The organism is Fusibacter sp. 3D3 (assembly GCF_001748365.1).
In the GTDB taxonomy this organism is placed as follows: domain Bacteria; phylum Bacillota; class Clostridia; order Peptostreptococcales; family Acidaminobacteraceae; genus Fusibacter_A.
The window spans coordinates 148,096-160,025 of the sequence record NZ_BDHH01000004.1 but is presented as its reverse complement, the minus strand read 5'-3'; the positions used below and the strand labels follow the sequence as shown (position 1 = coordinate 160,025).

The 11,930-nt window shown below is 38.0% G+C and carries 15 protein-coding genes; 10 read left to right on the top strand and 5 right to left on the bottom strand.

What is annotated here, in order from left to right:
- Positions 1-83: 83 nt before the first annotated feature.
- The gene (locus tag F3D3_RS06540) at positions 84-608 is read right to left on the bottom strand and encodes a CDP-alcohol phosphatidyltransferase family protein (RefSeq protein WP_069872303.1); all 525 of its coding nucleotides are present in this window, start codon (positions 606-608) and stop codon (positions 84-86) included.
- A 118-nt stretch (positions 609-726) separates the two neighbouring features.
- Between F3D3_RS06540 and F3D3_RS06535 the strand changes: the two genes are divergently transcribed.
- Positions 727-2,148 (top strand): NAD(P)/FAD-dependent oxidoreductase, encoded by a 1,422-nt coding sequence (locus F3D3_RS06535; RefSeq protein WP_069872302.1) that lies wholly within the window; start codon positions 727-729, stop codon positions 2,146-2,148.
- On the opposite strand, the gene lipA is transcribed toward F3D3_RS06535, so the two are convergent.
- Positions 2,145-3,038: a lipoyl synthase gene (gene lipA / locus F3D3_RS06530; RefSeq protein WP_069872300.1), complete on the bottom strand. Its 894-nt coding sequence runs from the start codon at positions 3,036-3,038 to the stop codon at positions 2,145-2,147. The two genes, F3D3_RS06535 and lipA, sit on opposite strands and share 4 nt — an antisense overlap.
- 170 nt (positions 3,039-3,208) lie before the next feature.
- On the opposite strand from lipA, the gene F3D3_RS06525 reads away from it, so the two are divergent.
- From F3D3_RS06525 to F3D3_RS06510, 4 genes are all read left to right on the top strand, one after another.
- Positions 3,209-4,009, top strand: coding sequence for a transporter substrate-binding domain-containing protein (locus tag F3D3_RS06525; protein WP_069872298.1), 801 nt, complete (start codon positions 3,209-3,211; stop codon positions 4,007-4,009).
- Between the two features lie 93 nt (positions 4,010-4,102).
- Complete coding sequence (locus tag F3D3_RS06520; protein ID WP_069872297.1) at positions 4,103-4,855, top strand: amino acid ABC transporter permease; 753 nt, start codon at positions 4,103-4,105, stop codon at positions 4,853-4,855.
- On the top strand, positions 4,852-5,583 hold the full coding sequence (locus tag F3D3_RS06515; protein ID WP_069872295.1) for an amino acid ABC transporter ATP-binding protein: 732 nt from the start codon (positions 4,852-4,854) through the stop codon (positions 5,581-5,583). The genes F3D3_RS06520 and F3D3_RS06515 overlap by 4 nt, the downstream gene beginning before the upstream one ends.
- 99 nt (positions 5,584-5,682) lie before the next feature.
- Positions 5,683-6,426, top strand: a complete 744-nt coding sequence (locus F3D3_RS06510) for a transposase (protein ID WP_069872293.1) — start codon at positions 5,683-5,685, stop codon at positions 6,424-6,426.
- 256 nt (positions 6,427-6,682) lie between these two features.
- Here F3D3_RS06510 and F3D3_RS06505 read toward each other — a convergent pair whose 3' ends face one another.
- Entirely contained in the window at positions 6,683-8,107 is a 1,425-nt protein-coding gene (locus F3D3_RS06505) for a transposase (RefSeq protein ID WP_069871022.1), read from the bottom strand.
- Between the two features lie 163 nt (positions 8,108-8,270).
- On the opposite strand from F3D3_RS06505, the gene F3D3_RS06500 reads away from it, so the two are divergent.
- The gene (locus tag F3D3_RS06500) at positions 8,271-8,531 is read left to right on the top strand and encodes a GlsB/YeaQ/YmgE family stress response membrane protein (RefSeq protein ID WP_069872292.1); all 261 of its coding nucleotides are present in this window, start codon (positions 8,271-8,273) and stop codon (positions 8,529-8,531) included.
- Between the two features lie 42 nt (positions 8,532-8,573).
- On the opposite strand, the gene F3D3_RS23280 is transcribed toward F3D3_RS06500, so the two are convergent.
- Positions 8,574-8,999, bottom strand: a complete 426-nt coding sequence (locus F3D3_RS23280; protein ID WP_084388863.1) for a hypothetical protein — start codon at positions 8,997-8,999, stop codon at positions 8,574-8,576.
- On the bottom strand, positions 8,996-9,256 hold the full coding sequence (locus tag F3D3_RS06490) for a hypothetical protein (protein WP_069872290.1): 261 nt from the start codon (positions 9,254-9,256) through the stop codon (positions 8,996-8,998). The genes F3D3_RS23280 and F3D3_RS06490 overlap by 4 nt, the downstream gene beginning before the upstream one ends.
- 544 nt (positions 9,257-9,800) lie before the next feature.
- On the opposite strand from F3D3_RS06490, the gene F3D3_RS06485 reads away from it, so the two are divergent.
- The 4 genes from F3D3_RS06485 to F3D3_RS06470 all read left to right on the top strand — a co-directional run bounded on the left by F3D3_RS06485 (position 9,801) and on the right by F3D3_RS06470 (position 11,871).
- Positions 9,801-10,343 carry a transposase gene (locus tag F3D3_RS06485; protein ID WP_242877097.1) on the top strand — a complete coding sequence of 181 codons (543 nt, stop codon included), beginning with the start codon at positions 9,801-9,803 and terminating at the stop codon, positions 10,341-10,343.
- Between the two features lie 52 nt (positions 10,344-10,395).
- Positions 10,396-10,683, top strand: coding sequence for a DUF5946 family protein (locus F3D3_RS24055; RefSeq protein WP_069872288.1), 288 nt, complete (start codon positions 10,396-10,398; stop codon positions 10,681-10,683).
- Positions 10,684-10,886: 203 nt separating this feature from the next.
- Positions 10,887-11,276, top strand: a complete 390-nt coding sequence (locus F3D3_RS06475; protein WP_069872287.1) for a VOC family protein — start codon at positions 10,887-10,889, stop codon at positions 11,274-11,276.
- Between the two features lie 16 nt (positions 11,277-11,292).
- Positions 11,293-11,871, top strand: a complete 579-nt coding sequence (locus F3D3_RS06470) for a recombinase family protein (protein ID WP_069872284.1) — start codon at positions 11,293-11,295, stop codon at positions 11,869-11,871.
- The last annotated feature ends 59 nt before the right edge of the window (positions 11,872-11,930 follow it).

Sequence of the window (11,930 nt, the reverse complement as noted above, 5' to 3'; positions counted from 1 at the left end):
AGTTTACCCTCCTAGTTCATATTCTATTTTAATGTAAATTAGGCGGATATTCAACATAAGACGTTTGATATTTTGTTAATTAATCAAATTTTAATCTTGGCGGTATGTTTATAGTGGATGACATAGGAAATAATAGCGGCTACTTTGAGCAGCATTGAAAAATAAATGCCGTAGAGTAATAGATGGTTTTGGGGTGACCAAAGTAAAAGCAATATAAAAAAGCTAAAAGAGACCGTGGCAAGTTTTCCAAAAATATTTGAGGGGATTGCCATCTGCTCATGTTTAAAATAGAGTATCACACCGCTAAGGACTAAAAATAATTCTTTGAGATACATAAGGACTGTTACCCAAATGGGAAGTACATTTTTCAAGGTCATACATGTGAGCGCAGATAAGAGCATAAATTTATCTGCAAGCGGATCAAGAAGTGTTCCGATGACTGTGATGAGCTCATATTTTCGAGCAATATATCCGTCTAAAAGATCGGTGAGTGCTGCCACAATAAAGACGGTAAGTGCGAGCTCACCATTATCCTGTAAATAAGTAAAAATAAAAAGGGGAACTAATAGGATTCGAAAAGCCGTTAATAAATTAGGTATATGGCGCATTTTATCACCTCCTTATACACCCTATACCCAAATTTTATATTATAATAGTAGTAAAAAAGGTCCATTTTTTACGTAGGATTAATAACAGAGAATGAAACCAATGCTTTTAGGAGGCTTTATGGAGTGTTTTAAGATTGCTATTATAGGTGCAGGTGTTGTGGGAAGTGCCATTGCGAGAGAACTCTCTAAATTTGACATCAAAACAGTTTTAATAGAAAAAGAACATGATGTTTCACTGGGGGCTTCTAAGGCAAATAGCGGTATCGTACATGGAGGGTATGCTGGAAAATCAGGGACCCTTAAAGGAGAACTGTGCATAAGAGGAAATCAAATGTTTGAAGCATTGAATAGTGCACTGAATTTTGGTTATCGAAGGACAGGTGCCTATATGCTTGCTTTTTCTGAAAGAGATTTTGAAGTGATTCAGCATCAGATTCAAAATGGTGTTAAAGTAGGTGAGTCAGGTTATGCGCTTTTAGACGAAAAAAAATTAAAGGAAAGGCTTCCACATGTTTCAGATCAAGCTATTGGTGCGCTTTACATTCCAACAGTTGGCGTCACATCACCCTACGAGTTCACAATCGCTCTTGCTGAAAATGCCATTGAAAATGGCGTGACCTTAAAATTGGATTTTGAAGTGGATAAAATTCATAAAGATAAGACGGGATGCTATGAAATTACAGCCACTAATAGCGATACTCTTTTAGCGGAGATCATCATCAATGTAGCAGGTGAGCACAGTGATAAAATCGCAAGACTTTTTGGTGACGAAAGTATCAAACTGCTTAAACGCAAAGGGCAGTATATCCTCTTTGGGAAAGATCAGTCCTACCTCACAGATCAAGTGATCTTTCAGTTGCCAAATGATAAGGGCAAGGGGATACTGGTAACGACAACCTATCATGGGAATCTAATGATTGGGCCAGATGCTGAAGATATGAGATTAGATGTGAATAAGGATACCTCTGTTGAGTCTCTTGAATATGTCATTCAAACCGCAAGGAGATCCATTCCGAATATCAACCTAAAGAGGGCACTTACGACATTTTCAGGGGTTAGGTCAATGTCTGAAACAGGTGATTTTATAATCAGACCTTCTGAAATAGAAGGTTTATTTCATGTGGCTGGAATTGATTCTCCAGGTTTAACGTCTTCACCTGCCATTGCGAAATATGTGGTTGAAATGCTAAAAAATGCAGGTGTTGATTTAAAGGATAAAACCTATTTTAAAGCGGACAGGGCGCCACTTATAAAGTCACAAAAACAGGATTCTAAGATGATGTGTCGATGTGAGGGCATAACGGAAGCAGAAATTAGAGATTGCCTGAGCAGAGGTATTCCGGTCGATACGACGGATGCGGTGAAGAGACGTGTGAGGGCTGGCATGGGGAACTGTCAAGGGGCATACTGTAGACCGAGAGTTAAAGCTTTATTAGCAGAAGCACTAGATTTACCAGAAGCACAGATAAAAACACGGACTGAAACGCATGTGGCGCCAACCCGTGTCTCAATAGAAGTGATTCGCAATCTAAACGTTTAGGCGTTTGAATTTTTGCTTAAAGTATTAAAGACATCCAGCGCATTGTAAGAACTTCTCACAAGAGGTGAAGAAGCCACACTTGAAATGCCAATTGATGTTGCGTATTTACCGTATGCCACAAACTGGTCTGGATGAATATACTCAATTAACGGTGCATGGTATTCTGACGGTGGGAGGTATTGTCCAATCGTTAGAATATCCACATGAACTGCTTTTAAATCTTCTATGAGCGCATAGACTTCATCTCTGTTTTCACCGAGGCCAAGCATAAAACCAGATTTGGAAAAAATAGTGGCGTCATAGGATTTGATGCGTTTTAAAAGGGTGAGACTCTGCTCATAATCCGCTTCTGGCCTAATGGCGTCATAGAGGCGTGAGATGGTCTCTACGTTGTGATTGATAATGTGGGGTTTTGCATCCATGACGACTTTAAGTGCGTCGTAGTCGCCTTTAAAGTCAGGTATGAGCACTTCGATGATCGTATCAGGAGATGCATCCCGAATGGCGTTAATCGTGCTTGCGAATAAACCTGCACCACCATCTTGAAGGTCATCTCGCGTAACAGAAGTGATCACGGCATGTTTGAGCTCAAGTGCCTTCACAGCCTGAGCAACTCTAAAGGGTTCATTGAGATCTGGCGGCGTGAGCTGACCACTTTCGATGTTGCAGAAACGACAATGCCTTGAGCAGACATTACCCAAAATCATAAAAGTAGCTGTTTTTTTAGAAAAGCACTCTAAACGGTTTGGACAGTTAGCGCCGTCACATACCGTGTTAAGATTTAGCGATCGAATCAAAGTGTTCACGTGATTCAAGTTTTTTGGATTTTCAATTTTGACTTTAAGCCATTCAGGTTTTCTTTTTAGAGCGTTTTTTTCTAAAATTGCCATAAATAATCTCCCTTTTTGTGTCCTTCTCATTTGATATTAGCAGATTTTGAGGCTTATAAAAAGAAGAAGCTTAAAGAGGCTTTGTTAAATTTCATAAATATCTGAAATTCAGCGTTAGAATTAACATTTATTAGGGTATAGGTATTTCAAGTACACTATGGAGGTCACTTATGAAAAAACGACTGGCAATAATACTCATATTTGTTTTTGTTTTATCGGGTTGTGCTGCTAAAGCAAATGATAAAACCATTGAAAGCAATGTTTTAAAAGTAGGTATGGAACTCAAATACCCACCGTTTGAAACCAAAGATGCGGATGGAAATCCAGATGGGGCATCTGTAATGCTTGCAAAAGCACTTGGAACATATCTCAACATGGAGGTTGAAATCGTTGATACGGCCTACCTAAGTTTGATTCCTGCACTTGAGCAGGGCGACATCGATATCATCATTTCATCCATGACCATCAACGAAGAGAGAGAAAAGGTCGTTGATTTCTCAGATCCTTATACGAACAGTCAGTTGATGATGTTGGTCTATAAAGACTCTAAGGTTCAATCTGCAGCGGATCTCAATAACAGCGAGGTGATTATTGCCTCTAAAACGGGTACGATTGGAGCGCTTTGGGCTGCATCAAATGCACCTGACGCTAAGATCCTCAACATTGATGAAGAAGCCAGTGCTGTTCTTGAAGTGGCACAGGGAAATGCAGATGTGTTTATCTACGATCCACTTTCAATTATCAGGCACCATGAGAATTACAAGGATACCACACGTACGATTTTGGAACCGCTGCCGAATACTAAAGGGTGGGGGATTGCCATGAGAAAAGGTGAAAACGAACTCAGAAATCAAATTAATGAATTCATAAAAAAGGCCAAAACAGATGGTACTTATGATAAAATTAGAGAAACGTATTTAAAAGAAAAAATGCAAGAATTTGAACAATATAATCTTGAATTTTTCTTCTAAACAGGACAAAAACTGATGAAAGAGCTTAAAGGAAATATACTTTGCTTGATGAAGTGTCTCTTTTAAGCTCTCATATTAAAAATGAGGGATGACATGCAATTAATCAAGAAGACAGCGAACTTTTCAGCAGCATTACTACTTTATGTTCTGTTTTTTTACTTCGTTATGGTGAGATCACTCGATAAAGGCATGGACTATTCTGTCTACTATGAATATAGAAAAGTCATTTTTAACGGATGGCTCACAACAATTGCCATTAGCCTTATGGCGCTTATTTTGGCGCTTGTTGTTGGTCTGATCTTATATTGGATGAGCATCTCTAAATTTGGCGTCTTAAGATATCTACAAGAGATACACAAGGTGATTATCTTTGGAACGCCGTTAGTCGTAATCGCCATTGTGGCCTATTACTATATCGGGCATGCATTCAATGTGAGGTCCAAATTCTGGGTAGGTGTCATTACTTTGGCGCTTTATATAGGTGCCTATATAGCAGATATATACAAAGGTGCTGTGGAATCCATCCATATCAACCAATGGCAAACCGCTAAGATGTTTGGATTTACCAAGGTACAGACTTATCGCTATGTGGTTTTTCCGCAGGTTTTGATGACAATTCTACCACCACTTGCGGGTCAATTTGCACTTACGATAAAGGGAAGTGCTTTGCTATCTTACATGTCTACCGATGAGTTTCTGAACACGATTAAAACTGTACAAGCCATCAGCTTTAGGATTTCAGAAGGGTTTATCATCGTTACATTAGGCTATCTTCTGTTGACAATCCCACTTATTTTACTCGTAAGATATCTAGAGAAACGTATGAATTATAAGGTGATCAAATGAATTTAGAGCTGAAACATTTAACAAAAATGTATCAAGGCAAAACGGTTTTGGATGATATTTCATTGAACCTAGAGCACATACAAATTTTAGCGTTATTAGGCGCCTCTGGTAGTGGTAAATCCACATTGCTCAGGTTAATTGCAGGCCTTGAGCCCTTTCAAAAGGGGGATATTATAGTCAACAACAATTCCATGGGGACTTCGTCATTAGATCAATACAGAAAGAACGTGGGCTTTGTCTTTCAAGATCACAATTTGTTTTCACATCTTTCGATTATGGAAAATATTTTATTGGTTCTTGAAAAGGTGCATAAGAGGAAAAGAGAAGATGTCATTAAACCCGTTTCAAAGTTGCTTGAAAGGTTTGGACTTATTGAGCACGCACATAAATTACCACATCAAATCAGTGGGGGACAATCTCAAAGGGCTTCTATTGTAAGAGCTTTAGCCATTCAACCAGAATTGATACTCCTTGATGAACCCACTTCGTCATTAGATCCTGTACTCACCTATGAAGTGCTCAGTGCCATTAAACAACTGGCGGAAGACCAAAAAGATTTTATCATAGTGACACATGAAATTGGATTTGCCAAGAGTGTTGCGGATTATATTGTGTTCATGGAAAATGGCAAAATAATAGAACATGGACAGCGCTCCATACTCGATCATCCAGAGAGTACAGAGCTCAAGCGATTTTTAGATAAAGTACTCACCTTTATACCGACATAAACTCAATTGTAAATAAATTGTGAATTAAAAGGGACGGTACTTGAATTTTTAAAAAAGTGTGATAAACTAAGATCATACAAGAGATTGAGTGGTGATAATATGGCACGGAAAGCAAGAGCTGCAGAGGTGTATGGTCTATATCATATTTATCAATCGGGAGGTGATCATAGGAAGCTTTTTGAATCCCATGTAGACCGCCAAAAGTTTTTGGAGATATTGAGTAGGGCGAGACAAAAATTTGGCTTTAAACTCTACGCCTATTGTATCAAAACGGCCGACCAATATCATTTGATTGTGGATACAAATGGCAGCGATTTGGCAAAAATGATGAAATCGATCAATATTGCTTATGCAATGTATGTTAAATGTGATGGCAGACTCTTTAAGGATCGTTATAAGAGCGAAATGATAGAGACCCCACAGGCTCTAGCACAGATCATGGAAAAGCTTCATAGAGAGACGCCAAATAATGCGTACAATAGTTATTGTGTTTATGAAAGTCAAATGGATTCTAAAATGTTAATTGACATTGAGCCTTTATCCGTACTCACAGAGGCGCAGGTTATAATCGAAGATGCTGTTTCGGTATGTAATCGCAATAGAAACTCAGAGGAACAACCCTGTGAGAATTGCCTAAAGGATCTTGACGAAGCCCAAAGGGCACTCATAGAAAAAGCTTCAAGTGAAGGGTATACCTTATCCGAAGTTTTTACGGATAAAATCATTCGAAATCAATATATTCATTATTTTAGAAAACACAGTTTATTATCATTGAAGGCGCTTGGTCAATTGTTTGGTGGTTTAACCGAATCTACGGTCTGTAAAATATTAAGTCAGAGATAAAATGCTGACGATTAAGGTTCAGGCTCAGGCGTAAGCGTCAAATAGATTTGTAACGAAAAAGTATTGCATGGCAAAGTCATGCAATTAAAAATAAGTTGGCATTCAAGAACCGTCCCTAAGGCGTTGGTGCATAAATGGATTAGATCGTTGCGAAATAAAAACCAAAGTTATCCACAAGCAAAATTGAAATATCTAAAAAAGTTCAAAAAAAAAGCGCAACAGAATAAAGACTTACTCAATTTCGCAGTAAGTTATTCTATGCAACCATAGTTTTTATAGACAAATGACCAATGTTTAATTTACTTTTATGAATGATAATGAAAGCAATCAATTGTGTGATGCCAGCTAAAAAGATGTTTGATTTCAGGGTTAAGGTTTTATTGACTTTGGAAATATTGATTTGCATAAAGGATTTAAGTTGTGCGATGGTTCTTTCACAAACCGTTCTTATTTTGTAAAGATTGATCCATTCATTACTATTTCGAGGCATAGCAGCATTGAATCTGAAATTATGGTGAACAGTGATGTTTTTAATTCTTCCATATGGTGAATTGGTACAAGGATTATCACAATCAAGAATAACGGATTTTACTGAATCAGACATTGTAAGAGATCTTTTAGGGCAAATAAACTGAATACGATCTGCTCTATTGGCTCCTTTAATCACCCCAGCATAGGTCATTGGTAACTCAGGATCGTTGGGACAAGTAGGGATACCGTCTTCATTAAACAGGGGTTGAGGCAGCGTAGAATTATTTCGAGGATTAAGGTTGATGATAGGTATGATGCCTTTTTTGTAAAGATACGCATAATTATCAACTGCATCAAAGCCTGAATCCCCAAGAAAGTAGTTGAATTTAGAATCTGGGTGTAAATCGAAAAACGTTTCAAGTGAAGGGATAAGAGATTTAGCATCATATTCATCTTTGATTTCTTGAGGCGTAAGGTTAAGCTGTAGCGTATTGTCGGCATTATAAAAATTAATATCTCGAATTAATCCAAACCCGTTGGTAGCGAGGATGACCTTTTGATAGTATCCGAAATGCCCATTAAGATAAGTCAGTTTAGCTTCAGGGTTAGAAGAACTTTGTTTTGGCATCTTTGATTGGGCATATTTTTCTACATCAAAGGTCTTGTCGTACTTATGAGATTTAGCGTAAGTTTTAACGGTTTTAAGAATAGATTGATAGAATTTAGGGTTATTTTCCTTAACGTATAACTCGAAACCAGTTGTATCGGTAATGAGTATTTTGGCGAGGCGATCATCTGCATCTATTGCAAAATCAGAGGTAAAATCAACAAGATGATGAAACATTTCGAGGATTTGGTCATAAAAGAGAGTCTTGAACCTAGAAAACTGAGAGGGATGAGGTGCTCTGGAAAAGCCTAGAAATTTTCTAAAATCACTTGAAATGTTGATGATAAAAATGAGAGTGGAAATGGTAGGTAGACCGAGCAAGTTGTAAAAGATAAATGCTTTGAGCATACCTTCAAGTGGAAAATCTCTGTTTTTTCCAACATTAGAGTAGTAAACACTGTAGAAAGATTTTGGAATAACATCATCTGTGTCAATAAACTGGTTAAAAAGAGAAAAAAGTTGATCTGATTTGTATGAAGTGAGTTCATCAAACTCAGCATCAAGATCAAACAGGGAAACCTGATTAGAAGCAGAAATTAGCATTATTACCTTCCTTTCTTTTGAGTATGAGTTATCAACAGGAACACACCTTATTTATACCCAAAATGGAGGGTAATATGCTATTTCTATAAATAAAAGCAAGTATTTTCAATGCTTACAGAGTTTCGCAAGAAACTAAAATATGAATTAAGAAGGAGAAATAAAAATGGGAATTTTATCTTGGATTGTACTAGGAGCATTAGCAGGTTGGGTTGCGAGCATGATAATGGGCAAGAATTCATCAATGGGATTACTCACGAATATAGTTGTTGGTATTATAGGAGCGTTTATAGGTGGTTATGTAATGGGTCTATTTGGCGGTGGGCAAGTGACCGGTTTTAATTTGCAAAGTTTTTTAACGGCATTAGTAGGAGCAGTTATTCTCCTTGCTATTGGTAATCTCTTTTCTAAGGGAAGAGTAAGATAATATTAATTCCTGAGTTTAGGACTTATAGATTATAAAACCACTTCAAACGTTGGAATTCATACGTTGAGGTGGTTTTATTTTTGTCCGTTTTTTCAGGTTTATTGATAGGTCGAGTTTGGTACAGGCCCTAAACTTGGTCAAGGTCATATTACTCTTAAGCGTTGGTAATTTTAACGTTGAGGCCAAGTCCAAGTAGGCTTGAGAACCAACGCGGTCCGTTTTTTTCTCAAAAAAGTGGGCAAGGTGTTCGACTATATCGTCTTTTAGTTCGTCAAGCACATCTAAGACATCGTCAAGCAAATCAAGTCTCACCGGTTCAATGCCTGCATAGGCGTTCTGATCATTAGTACAGGCTAGAATACTGGACGGCTTCGAGCATCGGTGTGCAATTAAATAGTATAGTGCCTGGGCTACAGCTTCGGCGCTGCGCTTGCGTGAGCGTTCAGTAAAGAAGTCGTCCATGTTCATCGCTTGCCATATTTGTTTGACCACGGCATGGCCAAATCGGTACGACGGGACAACTTCACTGGGTTTTGTGATATCAGTGACTGGGACGCTTTAACTTTGAGTTTGGCGACGATATCAGGATCATAAGCAAGCATACGCTCGTAATTGCCAAGTGTTTCTATGACCTTAATCTGCTTTTTCTGAGTACCGGGAATCCTTGTGTCTTCTCTAAAATGGATGACTCTAGCCTTGCCTGCACCTGTAATCGCAACGTACATCTCCTCACCTCACGTTTTAAGAGGGGAGTTCTCCTTCTATGACACGTCTGATCATGTGGTCATCGATAATCTTCTTGTTCATTTGGCTGGCGTAGATAAGGACATGGGTGCATGCCTTGTTTATTAGCCTAGCAGATCCTGCTGAGAACTGATAAATAGCTTGGAGTGCACTTTCAGAGAAGATTTCATTTTCTAGTCCTGCATAGGTTAGATGCCTTTTGATTAAGCATCCATGACGGATTTAGCCATGCGCTTAAACCGGCAGTTGATGTCTACACGCTGCTTAATGGCGGCATAGGACTGCATGTTAAGGCGTTCCCAGAGTTCGGATTAGCCCACAAGAATCAGTGACACGGGGCTCTGCGCATCCATTTGAAAGTTAAAGTTATCTGTAATTACAGATAACTTTAATTTCGTTAAGGATGGCAACTTTGGCATGCCCTATCTTCCTGAAAAACTGTATGCTGAACTTCGACGTTTGTCAATGTTCAGGGAACAGCTGATCGAGGATAGAATCCGATCTCTCAATAGGCTACATCGTGAGATGAAAATCTATTTTCCAGAGTATAAGGACGCACTTGGGAATTTTGACGGGGTATTCAGCTTGTTACTACTAAAAGCAGCACCATTCCCTGAGGACCTTCTTTTACTAGGCACTGATGGTATAAGACAGATTTGGCATGATGCTAAGCTTAGGGGACGCGGCTATAGCAGAGCAGATGAGATCTTGAGATATGCCCGTGAAAGTGTTGGCCTGAAAAATGGTGCCAATGCCAGCAGAATGGCTTTAAAGTGGTTTGTCGAAAGGATTATAGACCTAGATGAACAGCTTGCAGAGATTGAGGATCAACTCAATCAAAAGTGCATGGAAATCCCATACACCGAGAACATCCTTGAAATATCAGGTATTGGCAGCAATACACTTTCTGGCATACTAGCAGAGATGGGCGACATATCTCAATTTGATGATGTAAAGGAAATACAAAAGATGAGTGGTTTAGGGCTTGTGGCCTGTAGTTCAGGTAAGCACAAAGGAAAAACTAAGATAAGTCATAGAAGACGCAAACGACTTAGATATTGGTTATGATATTTCGAGCAACATAACTCACAAACTAAATCATGAAGCTGGTATTGACTCTATGACCATTTTTCTCTGTGTCGATGCACATGCCTTGCAGCATGCAGAAATACATGGACGCTGGAATAACCACTTTCATCTTACACGGTTAAATCTAATTCTTAATGAAAATATAAAATGGAACTACAAATTATCACCGTTACTTAGTGAAGTTGTGGATTCGTATAAAGCTTCTCGATTAGAAGAAAGAATAATACCACCTGAAATAGGAAAAAATGGGAACTCTACCGTGTTAGATGTATGCAATACATCTGATGGTGAAGAATATATAAAAGTGGTATATAGATGAGCGCTAGAAGTCTATAACTCATTTGAAAAAGGATATGATATAGCTGAGAAACTTTCCAATATATTTAAAGATAAATTCCTGTAAATTGAAAGGTCCAAGGTATAACATAAAATCGTGAATATTAATAAACGGGCAAAACTGGTTAAAATAGAATTGTTTTGTTCGTCATAGAGAAAGAAATCTACCGAAGAGGAGGAATACAAATGTACAAAAGTGGTTTAACAGTCTGGTATAGTGTTAAAGATATTGAGGTTACAAAGGCATTCTACTCAAATAAACTTGGCTTTGAGCTGTATTTCGATGATAAGGATGGAGGAAATGTGATTATGTCCACAAATACAGCCGATTGTACAATTGGGTTTTCTGTTGCTGATGAAGTAGTTCCATCCACTTCTTCATTGGTTTTTGAGGTCGAGAATATTGAGAAGGCTTATGAGACTCTAAAAAGCAGAGGGGTAGAATTCATTGGTAGAATTGAAACGGTTCCAGGTATGACCAAATTAGCAACCTTTGTTGATCCAGATGAAAATATTCTGATGTTGTCTGAAACATTGGTAGAAGATCTTTGGATCATGAAAAAGCGACGCGTTTAGATACAGAACCCAAGTTGTGAGAAAGATATTTGAATTGTATTTGCAAGGTTTAACACGCGTACAGATTAAACTGTATTTGGAACCGGTGGACATTAAAACAGTTACTGGTAAAAACACTTGGGATACAACCACTATTCAGAAAATGCTTAAGAATGAGAAGTACAAGGGTGATACCTTGCTTCAAAAGACATTTACAGAAGATTTTATGACGGGTAAGAAAGTTAAAAATACTGGACAAAGAACTCAATATTTTGTAAGTGAAAGTCATCCTGCAATTGTTGCTGTAGAAGTCTTTGATAGAGTTCAGGATGACATGGCTAAGCGTTCAAGAGTGATTCATCATGAAGATGGCACGGTAAGCCTAAACGATAGCAAATACAATGGAAAATATCTTTTAGGAAATCTGCTTGTATGTGGCGATTGTGGTGCTTCATATCGGAGAAGGACTGAAAGAGGAAAACTTGCTGATCTATTTGTTTCTGGGGTCTATGATGAAAATATTATAATGGAAAAAGTCGTTAGTATTTGTATTCATCATAATCGTTTGGTTATAAAGATTAAAAGTGATGAGAATTATATAAATATGCTTTATTAAATATATATAGCGTTGACAATATATTTAATAAGATATACAATGAACTCATAAGATCAGAT

Bases quoted from the DNA above. Each gene is read 5' to 3' on its own strand.
- F3D3_RS06515 (WP_069872295.1), top strand. From the start codon at position 4,852: ATGAATTTAGAGCTGAAACATTTAACAAAAATGTATCAAGGCAAAACG.
- F3D3_RS24055 (WP_069872288.1), top strand. From the start codon at position 10,396: ATGACCATTTTTCTCTGTGTCGATGCACATGCCTTGCAGCATGCAGAA.
- F3D3_RS23280 (WP_084388863.1), bottom strand. From the start codon at position 8,999: ATGAACATGGACGACTTCTTTACTGAACGCTCACGCAAGCGCAGCGCC.
- F3D3_RS06540 (WP_069872303.1), bottom strand. From the start codon at position 608: ATGCGCCATATACCTAATTTATTAACGGCTTTTCGAATCCTATTAGTT.
- F3D3_RS06475 (WP_069872287.1), top strand. From the start codon at position 10,887: ATGTACAAAAGTGGTTTAACAGTCTGGTATAGTGTTAAAGATATTGAG.
- F3D3_RS06520 (WP_069872297.1), top strand. From the start codon at position 4,103: ATGCAATTAATCAAGAAGACAGCGAACTTTTCAGCAGCATTACTACTT.
- F3D3_RS06525 (WP_069872298.1), top strand. From the start codon at position 3,209: ATGAAAAAACGACTGGCAATAATACTCATATTTGTTTTTGTTTTATCG.
- F3D3_RS06490 (WP_069872290.1), bottom strand. From the start codon at position 9,256: ATGTACGTTGCGATTACAGGTGCAGGCAAGGCTAGAGTCATCCATTTT.
- F3D3_RS06510 (WP_069872293.1), top strand. From the start codon at position 5,683: ATGGCACGGAAAGCAAGAGCTGCAGAGGTGTATGGTCTATATCATATT.
- F3D3_RS06500 (WP_069872292.1), top strand. From the start codon at position 8,271: ATGGGAATTTTATCTTGGATTGTACTAGGAGCATTAGCAGGTTGGGTT.
- F3D3_RS06535 (WP_069872302.1), top strand. From the start codon at position 727: ATGGAGTGTTTTAAGATTGCTATTATAGGTGCAGGTGTTGTGGGAAGT.
- F3D3_RS06485 (WP_242877097.1), top strand. From the start codon at position 9,801: ATGAAAATCTATTTTCCAGAGTATAAGGACGCACTTGGGAATTTTGAC.
- lipA (WP_069872300.1), bottom strand. From the start codon at position 3,038: ATGGCAATTTTAGAAAAAAACGCTCTAAAAAGAAAACCTGAATGGCTT.
- F3D3_RS06505 (WP_069871022.1), bottom strand. From the start codon at position 8,107: ATGCTAATTTCTGCTTCTAATCAGGTTTCCCTGTTTGATCTTGATGCT.